This is a genomic window from Chryseobacterium sp. StRB126, assembly GCF_000829375.1.
Taxonomy (GTDB): Bacteria; Bacteroidota; Bacteroidia; order Flavobacteriales; family Weeksellaceae; genus Chryseobacterium.
Window position 1 is genome coordinate 5,255,030 of sequence record NZ_AP014624.1, and the last position, 25,441, is coordinate 5,280,470.

General features: G+C 34.5%; 17 protein-coding genes. All 17 read right to left on the reverse strand.

The window, feature by feature from the left end; genetic code table 11:
* Positions 1-4: 4 nt before the first annotated feature.
* Complete coding sequence (gene rfbD, locus CHSO_RS23725) at positions 5-868, reverse strand: dTDP-4-dehydrorhamnose reductase (protein WP_045501262.1); 864 nt, start codon at positions 866-868, stop codon at positions 5-7.
* Between the two features lie 46 nt (positions 869-914).
* Positions 915-1,400, reverse strand: a complete 486-nt coding sequence (locus CHSO_RS23730; protein ID WP_045501263.1) for an acyl-CoA thioesterase — start codon at positions 1,398-1,400, stop codon at positions 915-917.
* A gap of 70 nt (positions 1,401-1,470) precedes the next feature.
* Complete coding sequence (locus CHSO_RS23735; RefSeq protein ID WP_045501264.1) at positions 1,471-1,974, reverse strand: OmpH family outer membrane protein; 504 nt, start codon at positions 1,972-1,974, stop codon at positions 1,471-1,473.
* 66 nt (positions 1,975-2,040) lie between these two features.
* Entirely contained in the window at positions 2,041-2,592 is a 552-nt protein-coding gene (locus CHSO_RS23740; RefSeq protein ID WP_045503308.1) for an OmpH family outer membrane protein, read from the reverse strand.
* An 8-nt stretch (positions 2,593-2,600) separates the two neighbouring features.
* The gene (gene bamA, locus CHSO_RS23745; RefSeq protein WP_045501265.1) at positions 2,601-5,135 is read right to left on the reverse strand and encodes an outer membrane protein assembly factor BamA; all 2,535 of its coding nucleotides are present in this window, start codon (positions 5,133-5,135) and stop codon (positions 2,601-2,603) included.
* 27 nt (positions 5,136-5,162) lie between these two features.
* A complete protein-coding gene (locus tag CHSO_RS23750) occupies positions 5,163-5,912 on the reverse strand; it encodes an isoprenyl transferase (RefSeq protein WP_045501266.1) in 750 nt (249 codons plus the stop codon).
* Between the two features lie 5 nt (positions 5,913-5,917).
* Positions 5,918-6,808: a DUF6089 family protein gene (locus tag CHSO_RS23755; RefSeq protein ID WP_045501267.1), complete on the reverse strand. Its 891-nt coding sequence runs from the start codon at positions 6,806-6,808 to the stop codon at positions 5,918-5,920.
* Positions 6,809-7,021: 213 nt separating this feature from the next.
* Positions 7,022-9,514 carry an exopolysaccharide transport family protein gene (locus tag CHSO_RS23760; RefSeq protein ID WP_045501268.1) on the reverse strand — a complete coding sequence of 831 codons (2,493 nt, stop codon included), beginning with the start codon at positions 9,512-9,514 and terminating at the stop codon, positions 7,022-7,024.
* Between the two features lie 4 nt (positions 9,515-9,518).
* On the reverse strand, positions 9,519-10,382 hold the full coding sequence (locus CHSO_RS23765; RefSeq protein ID WP_045501269.1) for a polysaccharide biosynthesis/export family protein: 864 nt from the start codon (positions 10,380-10,382) through the stop codon (positions 9,519-9,521).
* A 38-nt stretch (positions 10,383-10,420) separates the two neighbouring features.
* Entirely contained in the window at positions 10,421-11,539 is a 1,119-nt protein-coding gene (locus CHSO_RS23770; protein WP_045501270.1) for a glycosyltransferase family 4 protein, read from the reverse strand.
* A 101-nt stretch (positions 11,540-11,640) separates the two neighbouring features.
* Positions 11,641-12,642, reverse strand: coding sequence for a glycosyltransferase family 2 protein (locus tag CHSO_RS23775; protein ID WP_084221058.1), 1,002 nt, complete (start codon positions 12,640-12,642; stop codon positions 11,641-11,643).
* A gap of 3 nt (positions 12,643-12,645) precedes the next feature.
* Positions 12,646-13,716, reverse strand: coding sequence for a formimidoylglutamase (locus CHSO_RS23780; protein ID WP_045501271.1), 1,071 nt, complete (start codon positions 13,714-13,716; stop codon positions 12,646-12,648).
* A 149-nt stretch (positions 13,717-13,865) separates the two neighbouring features.
* A complete protein-coding gene (gene topA, locus CHSO_RS23785; RefSeq protein WP_045501272.1) occupies positions 13,866-16,427 on the reverse strand; it encodes a type I DNA topoisomerase in 2,562 nt (853 codons plus the stop codon).
* A gap of 54 nt (positions 16,428-16,481) precedes the next feature.
* Positions 16,482-17,630 carry a hypothetical protein gene (locus CHSO_RS23790; protein ID WP_045501273.1) on the reverse strand — a complete coding sequence of 383 codons (1,149 nt, stop codon included), beginning with the start codon at positions 17,628-17,630 and terminating at the stop codon, positions 16,482-16,484.
* A gap of 119 nt (positions 17,631-17,749) precedes the next feature.
* Entirely contained in the window at positions 17,750-18,886 is a 1,137-nt protein-coding gene (locus CHSO_RS23795) for an EpsG family protein (protein WP_045501274.1), read from the reverse strand.
* Between the two features lie 68 nt (positions 18,887-18,954).
* Entirely contained in the window at positions 18,955-19,827 is an 873-nt protein-coding gene (locus CHSO_RS23800; protein WP_144429027.1) for a hypothetical protein, read from the reverse strand.
* A 750-nt stretch (positions 19,828-20,577) separates the two neighbouring features.
* Positions 20,578-25,158 (reverse strand): T9SS type A sorting domain-containing protein, encoded by a 4,581-nt coding sequence (locus CHSO_RS23805; RefSeq protein ID WP_171817685.1) that lies wholly within the window; start codon positions 25,156-25,158, stop codon positions 20,578-20,580.
* Between the last annotated feature and the right edge of the window lie 283 nt (positions 25,159-25,441).

Consider the following 25,441-nt stretch of genomic DNA (forward strand, 5'->3'; position numbering starts at 1 on the left):
ATTATTATTGTTGTGTAAGGATGTCAACACATTCTTCAAGACTGTTTTCCCAGTGTTTGGGTTCAATTTTATAAATCTCTTCAATCTTATCCAGAGACATAGTACTTCTTACGGGTCTTTTGGCAGGAGTTGGATACTGTTCCGTTGTTAACGCGTTTAATTGTATTGAAGATTTTGAAAATTCAGCAATTTTCTTAGCGAAATCAAACCATGTGGTTTCCGGATAGTTTGAAAAGTGGAAAATTCCAAAGGTTTTATTTGGATTTTCGATAATTTCCATAATGGCTGCCGCAAGATCATTAGCATTGGTTGGCTGCCCAAACTGATCTGCAACAATCCCTAACTCTGTTTTCTGTGAGAACAAGTTCAACATCGTCTTCACAAAGTTTTTATTAAATTCGGAATACAGCCAGGAAGTTCTAAGGATAATGGTTTTCGGATTAAGTTCCAATGCCAGCTCCTCTCCTCTTCTCTTTGATTCTCCATACACTCCTACCGGATTGGTAAAATCGTCTTCTGAATAAGGCAAATTGGTATCTCCATCAAACACATAGTCAGTAGAAACATGAATAAGGATGGTTTTATACTCTATACAAGCCTTAGCAAGATTGGCAACTCCATCTGCATTTACAGCAAATGCTTTTTCTTTTTCTTTCTCTGCTAAATCTACCGCTGTATATGCGGAAGCATTGATACAGTAATCTGGTTTGTTATCATAGAAAAAGTCGTTAATCTGTTCTTCATTGGTAACATCCAGGATTGTGGAATCTGTAAAAAGAAACTCATACTTATTTTCAAAATCGGGAGCAATTTTTCTGATACAGTTTCCTAACTGGCCATTGCTGCCTACTACTGCTATTTTTTTCATATATTATCAATTTAAATTATAAAAAAGTTCTCAATAGGACTATCTATTAAGAGTTTTTTGCATTTTGGGATCTTAAAAATTTAACTCTTGACTGGAAATCCTTTTGTATCAGATCTACATAAAACTTATTAAATGTTTCTTTTATATCTTCTGGATGTACTTCTGATTTTCTTGTCTTCATATTGAAATAAATAACGGTAACCCAAAGTACAGCATGAACTGTTTTCTCGTCTAAGCTTTTCATTAAGATTTCAACTTTGGCTGTTCTGTCCTGTACATCGATAGTTTTACTGCTGATAACGACTTGCGTATTATATCTTACTTCTTTCATATAAGCTATTTCATTCTGGATGGCAATCCAGGTACAGCCTGTCTGTTTGGTATATTCTTCATAAGTAAATCCGTAAAATGTTTCCACGTGATCTTCTCTGGCATTGAACATATAATCTAGATATTTTACATTATTCAAATGACCGATTGGATCACAATCGCTAAACCTCACTTTTACTATAGTTGATACTTCTTTTTCCATTCCGCAAAAATAAACAAACCACCTCTTTTGGAGGTGGTTTGTCTTATAAATCTTTGTTAATTTGCCGAAATTATTGAATTCCTAATTCTTTCTTTACAGCTGCAGTAGCATCAGCACCTGCTTTATAAAGGAATGCAGGTGAATTTGCATCCATTACATACTCGTACCCGTTAGCTTTAGCAACTTTATCAACTGCATCGTTCAATTTTTTCTCAATTGGTCCGAAAGCTACTTCTTGCTTAGCTTGAAGATCTTTTTGAGCTTTATCCTGCATTTGAGCTATTTCTTCCTGAATTTTTTGTAGTTCAGCTTCTCTAGCTTTGTTTTCGTCTGCAGTTTTCTTAGGAGCTTCTTCGCTATATTGCTTTAGTTTAGCTTGCCCAGCATCATATTTCTTCTTGATCTCAGCTTGTTTAGTATCGTAGAATGTTTTAAGGTCAGCATCTGCTTTTTTCTTCTCAGGCATTGCATTAAGAACTCCCAATACATCTAAAGTAGCCATTTTTTGAGCTTTTGCCATACCTACAGAAACAAACATCATTACTGCTGCAAATAATACACTTAATTTTTTCATAATTGGTAAATAAATAATTTAATTTGTTTTTAGATTTCAAATTTACGTAAAAGTTAGTTTACAATTTTACTTTTTACTTTTACTTGTAGTTTTCTCTTTTTTATCTCCTTTCAGTAAAACAGCTAATACTTTTTCCGTATAGTCATATTTTCCCTGAAGAAATATAACACTAATGTTATTGCTTTTATCAAGAACTATGCCCAATCCATTTTTTTCGGACATTGTTTTGATAGCTTCCCAGATCTGATCCTGGAATGGTAAAACGAGATTTGTTCTCAGTTTTGTTATTTCACCATTGGCTCCGAAACGTAAGCTGGTAGTGGTTTTGATATTCTTATCAAGATCTACCACTTCTTTTTCTCTCAGTTTCAGTTGGTCACCTATCAATAACACTTTTTCACTTTCAAAGGCCGCTTTTTTTCTTTCATACTCGGACTGCATATTCTGAAGTTCAGACTGCCAGGTATCAATCTGAGAGTTTAATCTCGCTTCGGCTTCTTTATACTGAGGTAATTTATTTAAAATTTCATTCGTATCTACTACTCCAATTTTTTGGGCATTTCCAAACCCGAAAATTAAGAGTAATACAAAAGTGATGGTTATTTTAAAGTTCTTCATATGTATAATTATAATGATTGGTTCATCAAGAAGTGATTTTGCCATCCTGATGGAGTTCCTGACATTGTCTTATCAAATCCATAAGCAAAGTCGAACCCGATCAGTCCGAACGCTCCCATATAAACTCTAACACCTACCCCTACTGATCTCTTCAGCTGGAATGGGTTATAATTACCCCATGAATTCCAAACGTTACCACCTTCAGCAAATGTTAATGCATAAATTTTAGCAGTTTGGTTCATTGAAATCGGGTATCTTAATTCTAAAGTAAATCTGTTATAGATTGTTCCCCCACCTCTTTGAGTAATATCGGCAGCTTCACCACCGTAAGTACTTGCATTATCATATCCTCTTAAAGGAATCAATTCTCTACCGTCATATCTACCACCAAATAATCCGGTACCTCCCACATAGAATCTTTCAAATGGTGGTGCTCCAAGATTTTTGTTATATCCGTCCATGAATCCCATTTCAGCAGAAGATCTCAAGACCAGTTTACCGGCAATTTCGTTATAAACGTCTGCTTTAAACTTGATTTTGTAGAATTCCATCCACTTGTACTTATCAACAGGCTTCATTGTATCGTAATCTTTATTACTGAACAATGAATATGGAGGTGTTAGTTTAGCCGAAAGCTCAATATTAGAACCCGTTGTCGGGAAGATAGGATCTATCCCGGCAGAGTTTCTGCTTAATCCTAAGTTGACACTAAAGTTATTTGCAGATCCATTATACTCTGTAGTCTCACCAAACTGGAATGGATAGTTATTAAAGTCATACTTCTGAAACTGTAATCCTGTATATAGAGAGAAATAGTCATCTGGCCAGTTCAATAATCTGTTCAGACCTACTGATGCAGAGAATATATTCAATTTCTGAGAACCTCCCATGCTATCACTATATCTTACTCTTGAGTTATTTAAACTCACGGAAAGAGCTGTTGGTCTTGTTCCGAATAACCAAGGTTCTACAAATGATACTCCATAATTCTGGAAGTACTGACCTGCCTGCACCTGAATGGAGAAAGTCTGCCCATCCCCTTGTGGTACTGGCTTAAAGTCTTTGAACTTAAGGAAGTTTCTCAATGAGAAGTTGTTAAACGTCAATCCTAAGGTACCAATAAAGCTATTACCCCCATAACCTGCCTGGAGCTGAACCTGAGAAGATCCTTTTTCTACAAGTTTCCAGTTAACATCAACAGTGTTGTCTACCTGATTAGGTTGAATATCCTGTCCTATCTGTTGTGGATCAAAGAATGACATCCCTGCCAAATCAAAATAGGTTCTCTTGATTTCAGTCTTTTTAAATAATTCTCCCGGTTTTGTTCTTAATGCTCTAAGGATTACGTGGTCATGGGTTGTTGTGTTCCCTTGCCATGTTACTTTATTCCAAGTAGCTTGTTCTCCTTCGTTAATTCTGATCTCAAGGTTTACAGCATCACCGTTCACTGATTTTTCAACCGGTGTCACATTGGAGAAAAGGTATCCGTTATTCATGTAAACGGACTTAATATCGGAATCATCTTCTTTACCTCCGTCTTCACCAACCTTTTTGTTGAATCCTACTGCATCATAGATATCTCCTTTCTTATATCCTAATAATCTCTGTAAATATTCTGTAGCGTAAACAGTGTTACCTGTGAACGTAATGTCACCGATATAATACTTTTTACCTTCGTTAAGTTTTACATTGATTTCATAGTTGTTTTTCTTATTTCTCCATACAGAGTCTGAAACAACTTTTGCGTCTCTATACCCTAGGGAGTTATAATAGTTAATCAGATTTTGTTTGTCTTCCTGATATTTATCTTCAATGAATTTTGAAGATTTCAAAATACCACCAATACTGAAACGTTTCTGTTTTGTTTCTTTAAAGGCTTTGTTTCTAAGTTTTCTATCACTTACACTTGGATTCCCTTCAAACTCAATATGGTCGATCTTAACTCTTTTACCTTTCTCTACATTAATCGTCCAGTCTACCAAAGCAGGATCTCCGGCATTTACTTTATCCTCGATTGTAATTTTGGCATCAGCAAAACCTTTTTTGATATAGTCTTTAGGAATAGTTGTCTTAAGACTTGATACTAAGTTTTGGGTAATCTTTGTACCCGGCTTCAGGTTGTTGTCTTTAGCCAGTTTTTCACTTTTTGATTTTCCAATTCCTTTACCCTTGAATTTTACTTCTCCAAGTTCCTTCAGATCCTGAAGATAGAATTTAAGAATTACAGTCTGTCCTTCAATACTTTGAACGTATACTTCTACTTCAGAGAAAGATTGGGTATCCCAAAGCTTTTTAACAGCATTGCTGATTTTCTGTCCCGGAATATCTACGCTTTCTCCTTTGGATAGGCCAGTAAATCTGAGGATCTGAGCTGGTGTATATTTTTTTACCCCATCTACAACAATGTCTTTAAGCGTATAAGTACCTACCTCATTGTCTGCATGCACAGCATTGTTTACTTTTGTGCTGTCCTGTGGAGTTACTTGTCCATAAAAATGTGCAGAAGCAGCAAACATAATGATGGGTAATAGTCTAAACTTCATTTTATCGAGTCTTTCTTTTCTTTAAAATTATTGGCCTTGTATCTGATCTCCGGTTAAACCGTATCTTCTTTCTTTGTTTTGATAATCCAAAATACATTGAAAGAAAATATCTTTGGTAAAATCCGGCCATAGAACATTTAAAAACTGTAATTCAGCATAAGCAATCTGCCAAAGGAGGAAGTTGCTTATTCTTATTTCGCCGCTAGTTCTTATCAATAGATCTACAGGAGGAAAGTCTTTGGTATAGAGATAGTTTTCTAATAGTTTTTCATCTATATCCTCTACATCTATCTTTCCTTCTTTTACATCTGAACTGATATTTTTAACGGCTTCCAGTATTTCGTTTTGTGAGCCATAGCTGATTGCCAGTACAAGATTTCCTTTTGTGTTTTCTTTTGTAAGTTCTACCACACGCTGCAGTTGTTCTCTTACTAAAGCAGGCAGTTTTTCAAGATCTCCTATCACATGCATTCTCAGTCCTTTACTGAAGATCTCCTCTGCTTCTAACAGTAAGGTTTCCACAAGTAAGCTCATGAGGGTATTTACTTCTTCAAAAGGACGATTCCAATTTTCTGAAGAAAATGTATACAGTGTTAAATAAGGGATATTGATCTCATTACATGCATTAATAGCATTTCTTACAGCATTAATGGCATTTTTGTGACCGAAGGTTCTTTCTTCGCCACGAGATTTAGCCCATCTCCCATTACCATCCATAATGATGGCTACGTGTTTTGGTAAATTCTCAGAATTTATTTTATCTTTAATCAACGACATATTAATTAATCACAATAACATGGAGGTCTTCCAAACGAAAACGTTAATCCTAAACTGAATGTATTTAACCAGTCTTTGGATTTATCATCTCCAATATTTCTCTTTTTAATAAACTCTTCTTCTCTTTCCTTAGCAACAGCATAATAGTTTCCAGACTGTAATAAAGAGCCTCCTGTAGCCGGATTTAGGATATCGGCATTAAAGGAATTTTTTACATCCTCAGAAAGAATTTTACTGTGATCAAGCTGATCTGTCAAAGTATATCTAAATGTTGCTTCTGCAAATATAGCCCAAGTATGGTTAAATTTATACTTTAACCCTACTCCAAAAGGGATATGCATGGTAACTTTTTTTCCTAATGAGTATTCGGTAGTTGTTTTAAAGTCCATTTCATTAATGGGAGCAAGAGCTACACCGTCCGGATCTCTTCTGAAATCATGGGCTAGATTAGCTTTAGGTGCATCAAACATCAAGGCACCAATACCTCCAAAAATATATGGGCTTACCATACTTACCTGTTCATTATTAACTGGGAAAAAATTATATTCAAACATTAAACTTGCTTCGTATACGTTATTTTTCCCGTATGCATTTCTATTTCTTCTATATTCTTCTTTCGCAGCTTTATCGCTAAACTGAATCTGGTTATATCCTAAATCCAATCTAACAGTTTGGTGCGGGTTAAAATTAAATCTGTATAAAATTCCACCATAAAACGGGATCCCCCAATCCGACATTCTATTTAAATCCAACGGCTTTTGTAAAATATAACTTGTACTCCCTACATCACCCACTAGGTTACTCATACCTAGACGAACCCCCAATTCGTTTCTTTGTGCTTTAACACTTACCACTCCAAGGAAGGCAAGGAAGCTAAACAATAATTTTTTATTCATAAAAGAATATGGATTTATGGTTATTTTAAAATTTAATTTTTGCAAATATAAAACATTTTTATATTAATGATAATCTTAATGTTTAGTTAAAAATAAACAAAAAAACATAATTTGTTATAAAGTAAACGGCAAAGTGGCAAAAATATTCTTTTTTTCATAGAATCAAAATACACAAAGTATGAAAAAACCCCCATTGAATGAGGGTTTAAGGCTCTATTTTTTATTAAACATTGTCTGCATCTTATTCCGTATCCTAATTAATAACGGTTCTTTATAATTTTTATCTTCATCAAAATATCCATATCCATAACCGTAGCCATATCCGTAACCATACCCGTATCCCTGCTTCGTATTATAATCATTATAAATAAGTCCTAAATGTTTAATTTCATTATTCTGATACTTTTCGGTAATGAGCTTCATCATATATTTCTCTGTGTACTCGTGACGCACCACATAAATATTGGCATCAGAATATTTCATAATTTCATAAGAATCTGCTACCAAACCTACCGGCGGAGAGTCTATAATAATGAAATCATATATCTCCTTCAACTCCTTTATAAAATTAACATTCCTCTGGCTCATCAGCAATTCTGAAGGATTCGGAGGGATAGGTCCTGAAGTGGCGACATCCAGATTTGGGATCTTGGTGTTATTAATAATCTGATCAATGCCCACTTCTCCTGTCAGATAGTTTGAAATACCATATTTATTATCAATCTTAAAATCACCAAAGATTTTTGGCTTTCTAAGATCCATTCCTAAAAGAATAGTTTTTTTGTCACTTAACCCCAATACAGAAGCCAGGTTAATGGAAACATAAGTTTTTCCTTCTCCTCCAACGGAAGATGTTACCAAGATTACCTTACCTTTTTCATCTTCATTATTCATCAGAAATCTCATATTGGCTCTAATTCCTCTAAATGCCTCTGAAACAGATGATTTTGGCTGTTCCAAAACAGTAAGCATCTGTTCACTGTTATTATTTCCAATAACACCAATAAGCGGAATTTTTGTTACGCCTAATAGTTCTTTGATATTTCTGATCTTACTATCCAGCAATTCACCTATTAGAATAAACAAGAGTGGGATTAATAACATTAAAGCGATTATTCCTGCTTTTGCCATTTTTATATTAGGGCTTATAGGCCCTTGTCCAAGATTTTTTGCAGGGTCAATTACGCTAATATCAGACTGATTGGTTGCTACATTTAAACGAGATTCATTTTGTCTGTTTAAAAGACTACTGTAAGTAGCTTCAATCATATTATAACCTCTTTCTGCGTCCAGATATTTTCTTTCTTTTTCCGGATAAGACTGTAAATCGGAATTAGCATCTGCAACCTTTTGATCAAGTTTATTGATCTCATCATAGTATTTGGTATAGTAATTCTTCAGACTGTTAAAAGAGCTGGTTTTAGCATCATTAATCATTCTGTTTATTTCCTTCATAGGCTCAGAAGCGGGTTTATAGATAGTAGCTAATTCTGATCTTTTTGTATACAGAGCCTTAAGCTCACTCACAGAAGCAGAAAACATTCCATCTTCAAAACCGGCCGCATTGGTAGTAATCATTTTATCAAAATTCTGTGACTGAAGTGTATTTCTAATATTATTCAGAGATGCAATTTTGCTTACAATATCCGCTTTTTTGGCTTCAAGGTCTTTTATTGTTTCAAGCGACTTTTCATCTCTATCTTTAATATTATAAAGCTTTTCTGAAGTTTTCAGATAGTTCAGAGCAGTGGCAGCAGAATCTAATCTTTTGCGGATCTCATCCAGGCTTCCCTGTAGATAAGCCGTTGTATTCTTATTAACAGTATTTTTATCTTCCAGTCTTTTTTTCTGAAGCTCAGCAACTGATTTATTCAGGAAATTTACCGTACTGTTAAGATTATATCCTCTTTTACTAATGATCATGATGGTACTGATTTCCCTATCGAAATTTACAGCAATAGTAGAAACAATATCATTAACACTCTGATTTATTGTCGTTAAATTAACAATAATATTATCCAGCTTAATGCCAGGAGTAACTGGATTTTGAACCAGCTTAAATCTCAAATTTGGAGAATTATACCATTCATTTACTCTAATAACTTTATTTGCGGGTCTGTTATAGGCATTAATATTTTGAAAACCTTCTATTTCATAACTGTACAAACTTGTAGAATGCCCTTCTTCCGGCAATACTACTTCATAGGTGCCATTTCCTTTTGGTTTTATTGTAATTGGATAATTTACCTGCTGAAGATGCTTTTTATCGATTTCAAGAAAAACAGGTGAATCGTCTTTATCTAAATAGGTAGATTTTATGAGTCCCTTAGTAGAATAATTTACAAAAAGATTCAATTCTTTAACCAAATATTCATTATGAGATCTTGATAAAAGCATTTTCTTTAGATAAACACCATCCTGATTTCCTCCTTGCCCCCAAATGAAATTAATAGATTGGTTCGGGCTAAAATAACTTGAGGTATTATTGGAAATACTCAGGGATAAATCTGAAGCATAAACATTCTGAGCATAGTATTTACTGTATGCCCAAGAGATGGCATAACCAATAAGGAACATAAAAGCAAACCAATACCAGTTTTTGAGTAACCTTCTTAAAAAATGCTCAATATCAAACAATGCAAAAGTTCCGGACTTTTCTTTGGGAGCTTCGCTTTTTCCTACGTTAGTATCTTTTCCTGGAATCATGAGATTAAAGTCTTTGTAGGATTGTATATAGAGTTAATGCCGTTGTAATTGCTGTTACCCCAGTAAGTAGTGTCTGAATAGGATCTTTACCGAATCCGTTCAAGCTTTTTCTTCTGGTATTAAGATAAATTTCGTCTCCGTTCTGTATATAATAGTAAGGAGAGTTCATCAGATCTTCACGGGTAAGGTCTATTTTAGCAATTTTGATTCCTTCCGGAAGCTTTCTGTGGATAACTATTTCTTTTTTATCAATAGTTCTGTTCAGCCCCCCATTAATAGCCAAAGCTTCGGTAATTGTAAGAGTATTTTTATGGGCTACTTTTTCTCCGGAAAGGCCAGTAGTTTCTACATCTCCAAGTATGTAATAGGTAATTCCATCAGTATTTAATCTTACTTCAGATTTACCTTCCTGGAAGTTTTCATTTACTTTAACCTGTATTTCCTTCGATACATCATCAAGGGTTCTTCCTTCTGCCTTAATGTAGCCTATACCGAAGACATTAATATCTCCGTTGATATCTACTTTTAAACCGTTAAAATAGAAATTAACATTCCCTCCGGCAGATGCCCCTACACCACCTCCTCCTCCGCCTGCTGCAACAGAGTTGTTTACATTTCCGCCACCTGTTCCGCCTGAAACATTATAAGCAGAGTAAAACTGTGCTGCATCTCCTTTAGGAGTAGTCACTATATTAAGGTTAAGCATATCATTTTTGGTAATCCTGTAGACAGGAATATTGTAGGGAACAAGACCTTCTTCATTAATTACAAGGCTTTCACTCGGCTGTAAGTATCTTACATCTTTTGTTGTGATGCACGAGGTAAGTAAAAAAGGTAATAATAAAAATAAATACTTAAAGTTCTTCATCATGTTTGAATATTGTTTACAAAAGTAATATTTAATTGTTAATTTTTGTTATTTCTTAATCGATATATCAAATCCGGTAAATATGCTCCCATAAAGCCCAATACAACAACAACCAACAACAGCAGATTCACATTGATATGTCTCAGATAATATGCCACTGTTACAATCATTAAATAATATAGAATAATATAGAATGTGGATCTTCTATGGGTGAGATTCAATTTTAGAAGTTTGTGATGAATATGGTTTTTATCAGCATCAAAGGGTGACTTTTTGTTATAAAGCCTTACGAAGATTACGTTCAGTGTATCCACAATCGGTAAGATCAGAATTGCTACAGCCACTACCGGTGCAGACTGCAGGTGGTACCTTGGCACATCTGCAAGATTTTTATCTATAAAAATATCTATAAAACAAATGGAGGTAAAAGCCAACAGGAAGCCTAAAAGCATAGACCCAGTATCTCCCATAAATACTTTGTTGGTTCTGTAATTTGACAGATTATAATATAAAAATGCCAAAACAGTTCCTATAATCACTACTGATAAAACAACCAATGGATAATTATACTCCCCCAGTCTGTAATAGCTTATTCCAAATAATGCACTACAGATCACAGAATATCCGCCTGCTAAACCATCAATTCCATCAATCAGGTTAAAAGCATTGATAAGAATAATAAAAGTAACAATACTGAATAGAATACTTACAAAATAGCCTAGTTCAAAGACTCCAAATATTCCAAAGAGGCTTCTGATTCTAATATCTGAACCAATGACGATTAATGAGGATACTAAGATCTGAGCCACAAGCTTTTTATAGGCTCTCATGACCACAATATCATCCATTACTCCAATATACAGAAGGATAACCAGTGAAGCAAATAAGAATTTATAAAGGTCAAACAGCTCGTAAGCGAAAATGGAAACGCATATCCCAATGGAATAAAAGATGGCAATTCCCCCAAGATTTGGGATTTTTCTAAGATGTGAACTTCTGACACCAGGTTCATCCATAAGATTCTTCCTTCTGGAGATCTTTACAATAGTAGGGATGGAAAAAAAGGTAATTAAAAAGGAGAATACGAAACCTAATCCTATTTTTACATAGAAAATAGGTATTCCCGATCCGCTTAAGAACAATTCAAAGTTTTTCATTCTTTTCTTATCCAGTACACATTATCTTTCTAATTAAACTGACGACGCATATAGCTTTCATCATGTTCTATCGTCCGAAACAATAGTACTTACATTTGTGTTTATATCAATTTTCTTATCAACTTTTTCTGTCCGGCAAAAAATAATAGATAAAAAATCTTTTTTTTCATCGGCAAAGATAAAAGATAATTTGTACCAAAACGACTATAGTTCAATATATCTTGAATTTTTATTTGTCTTTCTCTTATAAAAACAGATAGTTTATCAGCCATGCTGTAAAAAGTTTTTTCGTCTTTCACAAAGGCCAGATATGCCAGAAAAGAATATACTCCTTCAAAAATCTGGAAGTTTTTCAGTTCCTTTTTTTTATGAGCATATTTTGATTGACTAAATGCACTTTCCACATCCAACACTGCCTTTAAAATATCAAGCCCTTTTTCCGAATGGGTTTTAGTGATAGAATCCGTACGTTCAAGGTATTGGTAATGAAAGTTCTGCGTTTGTGCGATGGTTTCACACTCCAGCAATAACTGTGGAATTAACTGAATATCTTCAAAATGAACTCCTTTTTTAAATCTTTTCTGATTAAAAAGTTCTTTTTTGAACAATTTGTTGCAGGCAAAATAACTGATATCTGAAAAAACTGAGAAATGATCTTCCAATCTTATCTTTTCCTCCATATTGGGAATTTGTGTCAGCTTTTGGGTAACCTGCCCATTTTCATCTACTTTCTGAATATTACAGATCACTATTCTCGTCTGATGCTTTTCAGCCAAGTGAAGCATTTCTTCAAACATCGTTTCCGTAACATAATCATCGCTATCTACAAAGCCTATGTAATCTCCTGTTACTCTATCTAGACCAAAGTTTCTGGCATCACTTAATCCGCCATTTTCCTTGGTAAAGGTTTTTATTTTGTCAGGATATTTTCCTTCATACTCTTTAATGATCTCTACGGAATTATCTTTACTTCCATCATCTACAACAAGAATCTCGATATTCTGATGGGTCTGATTCACCAGAGAGTCGAGACATTTTGCCAAATAATTTTCGACATTATAAACAGGAACAATAATGGAAATTCTTGAGGGAACGTTGGTCATACATTAAAATTTCGTCAGTCTTGCATTCAACCAGCCTTTTTTAGCATCATCAAAATCCTTTCTTGAGCAGGGAATACAGTTTTCTATATTTTCATCGTCGCCAAAATACCACAAATTACTGAAAGTATCACGCTTAAATGCAAATTGTGTATCATCAATTAAAACATAAAACAATTCATATTGTCTTTCTTTGGGATGAGACTGCTGAATATTGATTCCTTCGATCAGATACCATATCATTTGTGCTAACAGTTGATGATTCAGTTGATTGTCCGAATAAATATTATAATTAAAAATCCCTACCGTTTTCAAGTTTTCACTCAACCCGATTTCTTTCATGTAAGCACAAATTTCTCTTCTGTTCAATCCATTTACTTGTGGATTCATAGAAAAAGGATCACTAAAACTCTCAATAGCATCACAATTTACTGTCGCCAGATCTGCTTTTCTGAAGAAAGGTTCTGTTTTTTCAGTAGAATTCATCATTTCTGCTAAACGGATGATGTCAAACTCCACTTCTTTAATCAATCGTACAGAATCCATTTCGTTCAAATGCTTCTGATATCCTAGATGATGATAGTTTTTAATGGAAAAATTCTTAGCTCCGAAAATTTTACCTAAAAAAGTATATTCATTTATTTCTTCTCCCTGTTTAAGTGAAATTATATTACTGATCTGAGTATAATTGATACTTTTCTGATGGAAATTCAATGCTGAGAACAGTGAAAAAGCAAAGTCATTAGATCCTCCGATAATCACCGGAAGTGCTCTTTTGTAATGACAAGCCGATAAAACTTCCTGTAAAATATAATGGGTATCCTGAACAGACTTTCCCGAGACCAGATCACCAAGATCCACAATCGGAATTTCAAAATCCAACTGTGCAAGTTTGTAAAATTCTTTTCTGACTGCTGTAAAATCCTGTACTTCTGCATCGCCACCTGCTCCTCTATAATCTGACACAAATAAAAGAACAATACTGTCTTCTTTTATATCTTTTGTAATCCGGTTTCCGATCTGCCAGCTTTCTGTTTTAAAATTTCTTGGTGAAATGATAAAGTCTTCAAAATCCATATTGTAACCTGAAAATATAATAGTTTAATAATTGCTTGATCTAACAAACATACAAAAAAACGCTACAACTGTGAACCTTCCGAAGAGTTTTGTTCATAAAAAAAGCCGTTAACACTATTTGTTAACGGCTTTGTATGATATAATTAATATTACTTCTTTTTAGCAGCTGGTTTTTTAGCAGCTGTAGTTTTCTTAGCAGTAGTTGCCTTTTTTGCGGCAGGCTTTTTCTTTTCTGCAAAGGCATTTTTATCCTGATCTGTGATCCATTTCTTTACTTCTTCCAGGGAAGTTTCTTTCAATTCTTCTGCATCGTATTTGGTATCATCATTTTTCTTTGGAATTTTGAACATGGCTTTTCCAAATTTGATGAAAGGTCCCCATCTTCCGTTTTCAAGGGAAATTTTTTCTTTTTCCCATTGTTGGATGTATCTGTTGGCTTCTTTTTCAAGCTTAGCATCAATCAGTTCATTGATATCGCTCTGAGAAAGATTATCGAAGTTATATTTCTTCGGAACATTTATGAAAATATCTTTGTATTTGATAAATGGTCCGAATCTTCCTGATCCTTTGGTTACAGGTTCTCCTTTATACGTAGCAATTGGAGCATCCGCTTTTTTCTTTTCGTTGATGATCTCTTCTGCACGTTTTTGATCTACAGAAAGTGGATCTTCACCTTTTGGAATACTGATGAAAGTTTCTCCCCATTTTACATAAGGTCCAAATCTTCCTACTCCCACAGAAACTGCGTGTCCTTCAAAATCGCTCAATTCAAATGGTAATTTAAACAATTCCAACGCTTCTTCAAAAGTAATGGTGGCAATATTCTGACCAGACATTAATGATGCAAAAATTGGTTTTTCTTCATCATCTGTTTCTCCGATCTGGATCATTGCTCCAAATCTTCCGATTCTGGCATGAATATTTTTACCGGTCTTCGGATCTACTCCTAGAAGCCTGTCCCCTGTTGCACGGTCTGCATTTTCTTCTACATCTTCAATTCTTGGATGGAATTTTGAGTAGAAATCACTCATCATTTCTTTCCATTTCTGGTCTCCGCTTGCAATTTCGTCGAAACTTTCTTCTACTCTTGCCGTGAAACCATAATCAAGAATTTCTTTGAAGTTGTCAATTAAAAAGTCATTGACAACTTCACCAATATCCGTAGGGATGAATTTATTTTTATCACCTCCAAACTTTTCATCAAGGACTTCTTTTTTTATTTTATCTTTATCTAAAGTAATTTTAACAACTTTACGAATATTCGGTTCGATTTCGCGCTTATCTACATACTCTCTATTCTGAATCGTCTGAATTGTAGGAGGATAGGTAGAAGGACGTCCAATTCCCAATTCCTCAAGTTTTCTTATCAAAGCAGCTTCTGTGTATCTTACGCTTGACCTTGTGAACTTTTCAGCAGCCGTAATTGTTTTATAAGTTAAAACTTCTCCGACACTTACTTTAGGTAATAATTTTTCGCTGTTTTCTTCATCATCGTCTTCTGTTTTTACAATACCATAAGCTTTAAGGAAACCATCAAAAATGATTACTTCTCCCTGTGCTTCAAAATGATGTGGTAATGAAGCATTTCCGATCTCAATTACAGTCTTTTCAATTTTAGCATTCGTCATCTGGGAAGCTAATGTTCTTCTATAGATTAATTGGTACAGCTTATTCAACTGTGCATCTCCAATGCTCTTCACTGCGAAATCCGTAGGACGGATGGCTTCGTGAGCTTCCTGTGCTGAAGCTGACTTTGTAGTATAATTTCTTGGAGAAGAATATCCTGCTCCGTATTCTGATACAATCTGTTTTTTAGCACCATCGATAGCTTCCTGGGAAAGGTTTACGGAGTCAGTTCTCATATAGGTAATGAATCCTTCTTCGTATAGTCTCTGAGCCAAACGAGTGGTTGTTGTCACATTATATCCTAATCTCGATGAAGCTTCCTGCAACATTGTAGAAGTGGTAAAAGGTGCAGATGCAGACCGTGTACCAGGTTTTGTTTCAACATTCAGAACTTTAAATTCTGTAGTTTTTGCCTGTTCAAGGAATTTTTCTGCTTCAACTTCTTTTTCGAAGTCTTTTTTAAGTTTGGCAGCAATTTCCTGCTCTGTATTGTTTAAGAAAATTCCGTCAAGTTTGAAACTTGCTTTGGGTACAAATTCACGGATTTCTTTTTCTCTTTCAACAATTAATCTTACGGCTACCGACTGCACTCTTCCTGCAGATAGTCCTGGTTTTACTTTTTTCCATAAAACCGGAGACATTTCAAAACCTACGATTCTGTCCAGCACTCTTCTTGCCTGCTGAGCATTCACTAAGTTCTGATCGATATCTCTGGGGTTTTCAATGGCTTTTAGAATGGCATTTTTAGTAATCTCGTGGAAAACAATTCTTTTTCTGTTTTCAGGCTTCAGTTTCAATTCATCTGCTAAGTGCCATGCAATAGCTTCTCCCTCGCGGTCTTCATCGGAAGCCAGCCAAACCATTTCTGCTTTCTTTACTGCGGCCTTTAATTCTGTCACCAATTTCTTTTTGTCTGCTGAAACTTCGTAATCAGGACTAAAGGTGGCAAGATCTATTCCCATTCCTTTTTTAGGGAGATCCCGGATATGTCCGAAACTGGATTTCACTTCAAAATCCTTACCTAAATATTTCTGAATAGTTTTTGCCTTAGCCGGGGACTCTACGATTACTAAATTTTTTGACATTCTAAAAAAAATTTTTTGCAAAAGTAAAGCTTTTTTATTATATACTTTTTGAAATCACATTTTATTTAATAATTCTATAGGAGCAACAAACAGTCTGTAGAGTATTCCTTCGAAAGTAAAACCTCTGCCGGACATTTCTACTCTGTATAGCAAGGACAGCAGTATAATGGCCATTATAATATAAAACTTCCTGTTAATGACTATGGGTTCATAGGCATATATTGAATCTCCTTTTCTCAGCATCATGGCAAAAAGCACAATCATCAGCATCATATGAATATACATCCACCTTCCCCAATCTATAGCAAGATAAAACAGTGGAAATGAAAAGATAAAGGCTCCGATTAATAAAATATATAAAATCTTTCGCCCATTTAGATATTTTAAATAATAGGTGATATGAAATAGGCTTATTCCTAAACTGATAAAGTAAAGCAGATATTCATTAAGATGTTCTTTAATATACTGTCTTTCATCAATGTTCCAATAGAAAATACCATAGGTAGGATGCACTCCTCTGCTGTTAAGAATTTCTAATGACATTCCTTCGTTCACATTTTTCCCCCATACAACAATAGCTGCCGCAGGAATGATAACCGCCAGAAAAAATTTGATGTATCTTTTGATCTCTAGCGTTCCTTTTTTCATATAGAGTGCAATGGCAAAATAAGGAATATAAAACAGGGTAACTTCGTGTAAAAGTGTACTTATAAAAAGCAATAAACAGAAGATATATTCTTTATATTTTGAAAGCTTATCATTATCTAAAAGATATACAAAATAGGTAAACAGAAGCAATACAATAAATTCTTTTTTTCCAACATAGGTAACAGTATTCAAAAGCCCTACAAAACCAATGGAAGATAGTAAAAGTGAGAGATACAGCAGGTCTGTTACTTTATACCTTATAAGCTTTGTATAACACCAAAAGAACAGTGAAATAATTATAAACTGAAAAAAGTAAACAATATAATTAAGATTAAGTCCTGTTATATCCTGCAGAATAAAAAAGAAACTCCCGGATAGTCCTCTTCTTTTGAAGCCTCCGTCTTCATAGTTAATAAGCCAGTCTGCAAGAATATATCCGTCATCTTTAAGATTAAATGCAAGAGTAAATGCAAGGGTATAAATTGCTGTAACAGCGATAAGAAAATAAATAAATATCTTAATATTAAAATGTTGTACAAACTTTTCTATCCGCATAGTGTATTTTTAAAATCCTCAAGAAGCGAAATAACAAAATAACCTTATGATTTAACAATGTCTCTAGGTATTTAGAGGTATTAATAAAATCAGTCTATTATCAATATCTAAAGTCAATCTTAATTAGGCAATACAAAATTCTTATAGGTATCAATAGAGTAATTTGCCTTTTTAGCATTAAAAATTGAAAAAATAATAAAGTTAAAAAATACAATAAAAATAAGCCCTGAAAAAATAAACCGCCTTTCTATTTTAGAAACCACCGACATCGAATTTGCCATGAGCAACATTACAAACCCCATAAAAACCCCTACTAATCTGGAACTTAAGATAGGATTTTCCCTTAGTATGAAAAATGCACATATCCCTATTATGGTAACATTTCTGTAATACTCGTAATAAGGGCTTCTCTCTTCTAATTTATCATTAAAATATATAATAAAACATGTATAAAGAACCATTAAGATTTCAGGGATACCAAAACCTCCATTAATCCTCGCATATTGTTCATCCATATATCCATTAACTCCATCTGAAATTGCAGTACCTCCTGCTATTGTATTCAAAAAAGCACCAAGCTGTTCATATATTTTAAAGGGAGACAATATCATTGAAACTAAGACTAATCCAAAGATTAAGAATTTGTTCAGAGGAATCCTAACCAACCAATACAATGGTAAGGTTGCCCACGCTGAAGTATGAAATCCTGCAGCCAAAAATACACAGATAAAGTACTTTAAGAGCTTCCTTTCTTTAATAAAGATAAAAGAATAGAACATAATTCCACCAGCCACTGACTGTCTCATCTGTCCCCCTGTAGAAATTAACATTCCTGGGATAAATCCTATTAAAAGTAAAAGCGTAGGATAATCCGAGTTTTTAATTAAGAATGTATAGAATAATATCAGCGAGATAATAGCCACTAATAAAGTAACTACATAAAAAGGAAGCCCTAGGTCGAGCACGACCCTATTCATCAATACGTATATCCATTCTATTCCCAGCTTGGGGGTATTACTGAATGGAATATTACTCAAAAATATTTTCGAATAATCATTAAGATAAGAGTAGTCAAAAATTCCTCTATAAGAGCCATAATCCGGTCCTGCCTCATTTCGAAGTCCAATCAAAATAATTTGAAAAAAACAAATTGTATATAAGATTCCGGGATTTATATATCCGCCGGAATATTCTTGAAAAGAAAGAAATAATAAAATAATGAAAATTACTAAAAAGTAAAGAGGTAATATATCCATACTGCTAATGTATCAAAAAATCAAATATTAATAAAATCTCATAGCTAAAGCTTATTCTTTAAATTATTCTATGAATATCCACACCAAATCATCACTCTTCTTAAGGGTGCAGCTATTTCAATTCCAATAAAATAAGAAGGAACTCTGTAAATAAAATTGGATAAAAAAACTAACACTATAAAACTGATATTTTTTTTTGAAAAAATAGTTTTATAATCAAAAACGAATGTCTTTGCTTCTGCATCTGGCAAAAGAGAGATAATCAATAAACTCCAGAAGATAAACAAATTGTAAAGCCATCTTCCAAAATCAATAGCAATCAAAAACAAGGGTATTGTACCCAATAAACAGGCAAAAAAGAAAAACGTCAATCTTCGTATATCTTCTTTCTTAAATTCTCTTATCAATAAATAGAAAATCACATACACAAACTGCAATGTGAAAGTTATGATATACAGTAAATAACCAGAAAGATGTTCATCATAATAATCTAGTTTTAACAACTTATTTTCTTTCCATGCAAAGATATTATCACTTTGAAAATTGATTCCACAAGCTTTAATGATATTTATTGTATACTCTGACCCAACATTTTTCATCCCTCCAAAAAAGATAATCAGGGCAGGAATACAAAATGATAAGGAGATAATGACCATCTTAGAAGTCTCAACCTTCTTTGTATGAAAATAATATAAAGCAATAAAACATGGAAAAAAGAAAACAAAACTTTCATGTATAAACACCGAAACAAAAAATATGAGGTACAAAAAATACCATCGCCACTTGCTTATGTTACCCTTTGTAAGAGTATAAGTAAAGAAAGATAGCATAAACCATAAGACGCCATCCTTTCTCGCCCCCATGCCAGAGTCGGAAACAAATCCCCATAAACAAAACGGTGTAAATAAAAATACAAAATCAAGAATATTATACTTTTTCAATTGTATTAGCCGTATCAGATAATAGAAGAAAAGAAAATGGAAGAGAAACTGAAAGAAAAATACAGTATACTGTACTTTAATCTGAAATTTCTCATATATAAAAAAAACGATTGTTCCCAGTAATCCCCTTCTTTTAAACCCTCCATCCTGATAATTAATAAGCCAATCTCCGAAAGGGTAACCATTAGCAATGGTATACGCGAAATAAATCTTAAAAATCAAAAAAAGAGTAATAAAGAATAAAAAAAATCGCAAAAAGTAGTTTGTAATAGAATTCATTTGTGTTTTAATACTATTAATTTGGAACCTCACAAAGGTAATTAATTTCACAAAAGGAATTATTAATATACCTTAAAGTTTTTACTGAATATCCATAATTATTCCTAAGACTATACTATTGGCAGCATCAAGCCTATCAATCAGCATATGAAGTACTTTCATCTGTAAAACCCAGCTTTGATTATCGATAGATTCTTTTGCTATTTTATTAATCTTTTCAGAAAGATGAGCTTCTCAAAATTTGGCTTTAAAATATTACGCCCGCTCATTCCCTCTATCTAAATTTTCAAGTGGAATATTTTTCAACCTCCTATTTTCCCGCATATCTACGATCTCTCTTTCAAGTGCTCCTAATCCTACAGTCCAAATTAAAGTTATCCACATAAAACCAGAACGAATATTAAGTATTTTGATTCTATAAAAAAACCGTCTCAAAAACTGAGACGGTTTCAAATTTCACATTAATTCATATTATTCTTTGATAATCTTTACTATGGTTTCAGAATTGTTGATTCTTACCAAATAGGCTCCGGATAATAAAGAAGAAAGATCAGTCTGTTCATTTTCAAACTTACCTGATTTTACCATCTGGCCAGACATATTATAAATCTGGTAATAATACTCTTTAACCCTTTCATTCCCTTTGATGTATAATATACTTTTCACAGGATTAGGGAATAACTCAAGTTTATTTTGGGTTATTTTATCTTCAATTACAGACTTTGCTAAAACATTCGTTGCTCTAGCCGCAGACAATGACGTGATCTGCAGTTTAGGAATTGGACCTAACTCATTTCCGTTTTCATCATATTGTACTTTAACACAACGGCAGTTTTGAGCAAAATATGGGTCAGCATTACTACTGAATGGAGTTAAATAATTTCCGGCATACTGTATCTCCGTTCTTAATGCTCTTCCTGTATAATTAGAACCTAAAGCTCCTAACCAAAAACCTCCATACACGTAATCAATAGCATTGAAATCCGGAGAAGCAGGACTTGCTTCTATGGTATTTCTACCTCCCCTCACTCCCAAATTGGCAAAGCTTCCTATATTATAAGCAGGATTGTCAAAAGAATATCCAACAGCTGCGGAACTTGATGGAGTTCTGTTGATTCTTGTTCCTCCATAATTATTAGGAATGCTGATTCCTCCAGTAGGTTTATAAAAAGGAGTTGCTCCTATAATTGTATTGGACACCCCTGTTAAATCAGGAATCCTCCATCCTTCAGGACAAGGATCGAAAGGAGACTTTTTACCGCCTCTTCCCCATCTTTCCGGAGCCAGGTTAGGTTCATTTGCCAACCAGTCTGCTCCATTGGTATGATTAGTATCCGCTGATTTCGTGGTCATGTTAGGAACCATAAAGATCATTGGATTTTTCACGGAATAGGATAACACCTTGCTGATTTTATCCGCTACTTTATCTGTAGCCAATACATTCGCCTGTACAGAATAATCAGGATACTTTTTAAGATAGGAATCTGAATAATAAGTTGCAGCAGCAAGTGTTGTATACGTAACACTTCCATTGGCCTGTACCGTTCCTAAATAAACAGGAATAGAGTTTCTGTTAGCATTCACAAAAACAGGCAGCGGATCTTTTCTACCCCATTGGAAGTGTAAGCCTCCGGTAGAAGTAGTTTTATTAGCTTCTGCAATAGCCTGGTTAGCCCCAAGATCTCTATCCATTATTTCTGTTTTGATAACTTCACCAGGCTTGATGTAATTGATATAGTTAACAGCGGCCTGGTTAGGTAATTCAGTAACATAGCTAACTGAGCTGATAGGCGTATTGGTTACCCAAATATGCCAGCTCCAGTAAATAGGATTGGTGATGCTTCCATTATGCAGCGTAACCACAGCATTTCCTGATTGGTTCGGAGCAATCTTAACATTAATATTGGTGTTAGAAATATCAGCCAACGAAGTGGGAGCAGCATTAGAAAGTGCAATATTACTGATTAAGCCAGTAGCAGTAGACCACAGTACATTAACTTTCAGATTATTGAAATTCGATGGATTCAGAATATCAGGATTGTTAAGCAGCTTGCTTTGAGCAGAGAATGCTTTACTGATTGGGATCTGAATAGTAGATTCTACTGTATTCTTCACAACAGTATACGAGTTAGGATTGTTTAATCCTTCAGCATATTCTACCACATTATTAAAGTATTCGGTAGGGAAATTATAATTATTAACTTCATACAAAGGATCTTTAATACATCTGCATCCATTGGCTCCTGAAGTTGCTCCTGAACCTATAGGATAATATTGATATCTTCCTGTGATGGAAGGTAAAGAAGGATCAGGGACATCCGGCTGGTCTCTGTCCGGAATCATACGGAAACCTCTGGCTGATACTACAGGGGTTGCATCAAACCATTTTGGCATTGTTGCAGTCCATAAATACGTTTCATGCTGATCTGTATACTGTCCTTCATGGTAATTTCTAACAAGAACACCTGTCCCTGGGAATAACCCCATATTATTTCCTCCTACATTGCTTAGATCTACTCCCACATTGTTGTAAATTTTGAAACCTTTCATATAAGCAGGAGCACTGTTATCATTTGGCTTAATGATATGATACTTATTGGCTTCAAAAGCATTGATGGATATATTATTCTTGATACCGAAGGGACTAAAATCTACTCTTAAATCATCAATATAACTTCCATTTCCTAAGTTGGAAATCAATACAGAAGGTATTCTCCATCCGTTAGGACATGGATCAAAAGACGATTTATCTCTATACGGATTGGCACTAGTATCACTATTATAATTTCCGCTTGTGATAAAGCCTTTTGAATTATCAGACCATAAGTTTAATTCGCTTAATCTATTGGCAGGCAACGTTGTTGAATTACCAAACCAGTTCACCTGAAGATTGGCATTGTTATTATAAAGCGCCTGTCCCGAATTATCATCCTTATTTACATATATTAAACTTAGCGGATTTTTAATAGATAAACGGAGGTTATTGGGAACTGTTGCATTGGATAATGTTACCGTTTTAATTAAATTATCGATCTTCTGTGAACCATTTGCCATATTTCTGGACTGTCTGTGTCTTATTCTTCCGACAGATCCTGAAGCTTCATAAAAGTCATTTCCTTTGTACACCAATGGAGGAATCGGATCTTTTCTTCCCCATTGGTACAGCAGACCTCCGTTTTTGTTAAATTCAGTTCCAGTGATCGTATTGCTTAAAGCTCCAAGATTTCTGTCCATCCATCCCCAGTCTGAATCAGGGATTAATTCTACAGTTCCGTCAGTCCTTTGTCTTTTCACCCCATCAAAACTCTTATATGTTGAACCGTTTGTAGGGTCGTCAGTAACCCATACGTGCCACGACCAGAAGACCTCTCCGTTTACTTTGTAAGCGATTACAGCATTTCCTTCTTTCGTTTTGTTGATCGGAACTTTTATCTTTGCCTCTTCTCCCGAGCCTATAATTTCCAAACTGTAATTTTCTCCAGATTTTATTAATCCATGGATATCTTCCCAATATACATCTGCAGTTACAGCACCGGCCGGGATAGGAGTTCCGCCCATAAGAGGATTGGAGTTCCACATTGTATATGCCTTTTTTACAGGAATATAAAGACCATCTACTTCAGCATTGGTTTTCTTATCCTTACCCGTGAAGATATAACTGTTTGGAGCTTTGGACCAGTCTCCATAGTCAGATACAGCTCCGGAGTTAATCGTAAAGCAGGCAACAGGGCATTCCTCAGTAACCGGGTTGGTAAAAATTCCTACATACTTTATAAACTTATTGATCTCGCTTTCTATATCCATCAAAGGTCTTGATGGACCGTTCCAGCTATTGATTACTTTTCTGTTTCTGATAGCACCTACACCATACAATGATGCCTGAGAAGTATTACTTAATGAAAAATTCTCAGAACCGGGACCTCTCTGCTTGCCATTAAGAGGTGGATACCCAAAATCATTGGTCGTATTGTAGTTGCTTAGCGCAGAAAGAGCAATATATTGTCCGTTGGCTTTATAAACTCTTAATCCTGTAACCTTACTGATCACAATAACAACAGGCTGCTGATTGGCAAATACATCGCCTAATTTTTCATTGATATAGTTATAAAGGTTATAATATCTGTTAACAAGAGCATTAGGATTGGTAAAATCCAGATATCCTCTTCCCCAATCCTCTCCTCCTTCAGACGGTGGTAAAAACCAGTTACTGAAGTTGATAAAGAAACTTTCATTGGAAAATTTTCCCGCAAACATATACACCGGATCATGATAAGAGAACTCGAAAGGACTGGTATCGCTATTCTGATAAATATATTTCTGCGAACTTGCTATTGTAGAAAGATTATTCGGGTTTGTAATGTTAATTACCGGTGAACTGGTATTGGAATTATCTAATGCGGCATTCCCCTGGAAAGACAAAACAATATCATCCAGTTTTCTTACCAGATGCTGGGAAGTCACCCTGTCTTTAACCCCTGAAACGGTTCCATTCGGATTATACACTACAGTTCCATTCTTTTTAGGGGTAAACAGAAGGGTGTACTGGTTTTCATCCAGATCACAGTTCCCGTAAGTGTAATCCGATTGCTTGTAGTGGTTTACTGTTTTATTCCATGTAACTGATGACCAATTTGTCACCGTTTCATTTGAGCTCAATTCAATTTTAACGGAATGTGCACTCAAAACTGATGACGGCAGCTCGAAATTGGCGGTAAGTTCTTCATCATAGTCATAATTCCCTGCAAAAGTTTTACACCATAAAGATACCCAGTTGTTTTGGGCATCTTTGTACTTGATGGTAACCTTTACATCTCCTGCGGTAGTGGGTTTTTGAAAGTTTCCTTTCATAACTACCAATCCCTTCTCATTCACATTTTGTGAAATGATGATAAGAGGATCCAGATCATAGACACTTGGAGGTAAAGCAGTCATATGTTTGAATCCAATACTGGTCTCACCGGGTTCGGGGACAGATGCTGCCCTTGCCCATGTATGAGACGACGCAATACAAAGTACTGCAGCAAAAATCTTTAAGGTCGATTTTTTTTTCATACGTATAGAATTAAAAGTGTTTTTAGTGAATATGATGAATGCATCATCCAAATAATACATTGGTTGTCAAATAGAATTAAAAAATATCCTAATCCCAAGCTTGTCAATTAAAAGCTAGGATTTACAATTTTCTATCTAGAATATATCATTGGTTAAATCAGATTCTTGTGAGTAGGTTTCAGAGGTAACGAAATGAGAAACCTGTTAATGGGTAGAAAGTATTTTTTTTCATGTTTATATGTTTTTAGTTTTTCTATTGTGTGTTTTTTCAACTTTAAAAATT

What these genes read in the sequence shown, in the direction of transcription:
- CHSO_RS23795 (WP_045501274.1), bottom strand. Translation starts at nt 18,886, where the DNA reads ATGGATATATTACCTCTTTACTTTTTAGTAATTTTCATTATTTTATTA.
- CHSO_RS23775 (WP_084221058.1), bottom strand. Translation starts at nt 12,642, where the DNA reads ATGACCAACGTTCCCTCAAGAATTTCCATTATTGTTCCTGTTTATAAT.
- CHSO_RS23750 (WP_045501266.1), bottom strand. Translation starts at nt 5,912, where the DNA reads ATGTCGTTGATTAAAGATAAAATAAATTCTGAGAATTTACCAAAACAC.
- CHSO_RS23790 (WP_045501273.1), bottom strand. Translation starts at nt 17,630, where the DNA reads ATGCGGATAGAAAAGTTTGTACAACATTTTAATATTAAGATATTTATT.
- CHSO_RS23730 (WP_045501263.1), bottom strand. Translation starts at nt 1,400, where the DNA reads ATGGAAAAAGAAGTATCAACTATAGTAAAAGTGAGGTTTAGCGATTGT.
- CHSO_RS23755 (WP_045501267.1), bottom strand. Translation starts at nt 6,808, where the DNA reads ATGAATAAAAAATTATTGTTTAGCTTCCTTGCCTTCCTTGGAGTGGTA.
- CHSO_RS23805 (WP_171817685.1), bottom strand. Translation starts at nt 25,158, where the DNA reads ATGAAAAAAAAATCGACCTTAAAGATTTTTGCTGCAGTACTTTGTATT.
- CHSO_RS23765 (WP_045501269.1), bottom strand. Translation starts at nt 10,382, where the DNA reads ATGAAGAACTTTAAGTATTTATTTTTATTATTACCTTTTTTACTTACC.
- CHSO_RS23780 (WP_045501271.1), bottom strand. Translation starts at nt 13,716, where the DNA reads ATGGATTTTGAAGACTTTATCATTTCACCAAGAAATTTTAAAACAGAA.
- topA (WP_045501272.1), bottom strand. Translation starts at nt 16,427, where the DNA reads ATGTCAAAAAATTTAGTAATCGTAGAGTCCCCGGCTAAGGCAAAAACT.
- CHSO_RS23760 (WP_045501268.1), bottom strand. Translation starts at nt 9,514, where the DNA reads ATGATTCCAGGAAAAGATACTAACGTAGGAAAAAGCGAAGCTCCCAAA.
- rfbD (WP_045501262.1), bottom strand. Translation starts at nt 868, where the DNA reads ATGAAAAAAATAGCAGTAGTAGGCAGCAATGGCCAGTTAGGAAACTGT.
- bamA (WP_045501265.1), bottom strand. Translation starts at nt 5,135, where the DNA reads ATGAAGTTTAGACTATTACCCATCATTATGTTTGCTGCTTCTGCACAT.
- CHSO_RS23740 (WP_045503308.1), bottom strand. Translation starts at nt 2,592, where the DNA reads ATGAAGAACTTTAAAATAACCATCACTTTTGTATTACTCTTAATTTTC.
- CHSO_RS23735 (WP_045501264.1), bottom strand. Translation starts at nt 1,974, where the DNA reads ATGAAAAAATTAAGTGTATTATTTGCAGCAGTAATGATGTTTGTTTCT.
- CHSO_RS23770 (WP_045501270.1), bottom strand. Translation starts at nt 11,539, where the DNA reads ATGAAAAACTTTGAATTGTTCTTAAGCGGATCGGGAATACCTATTTTC.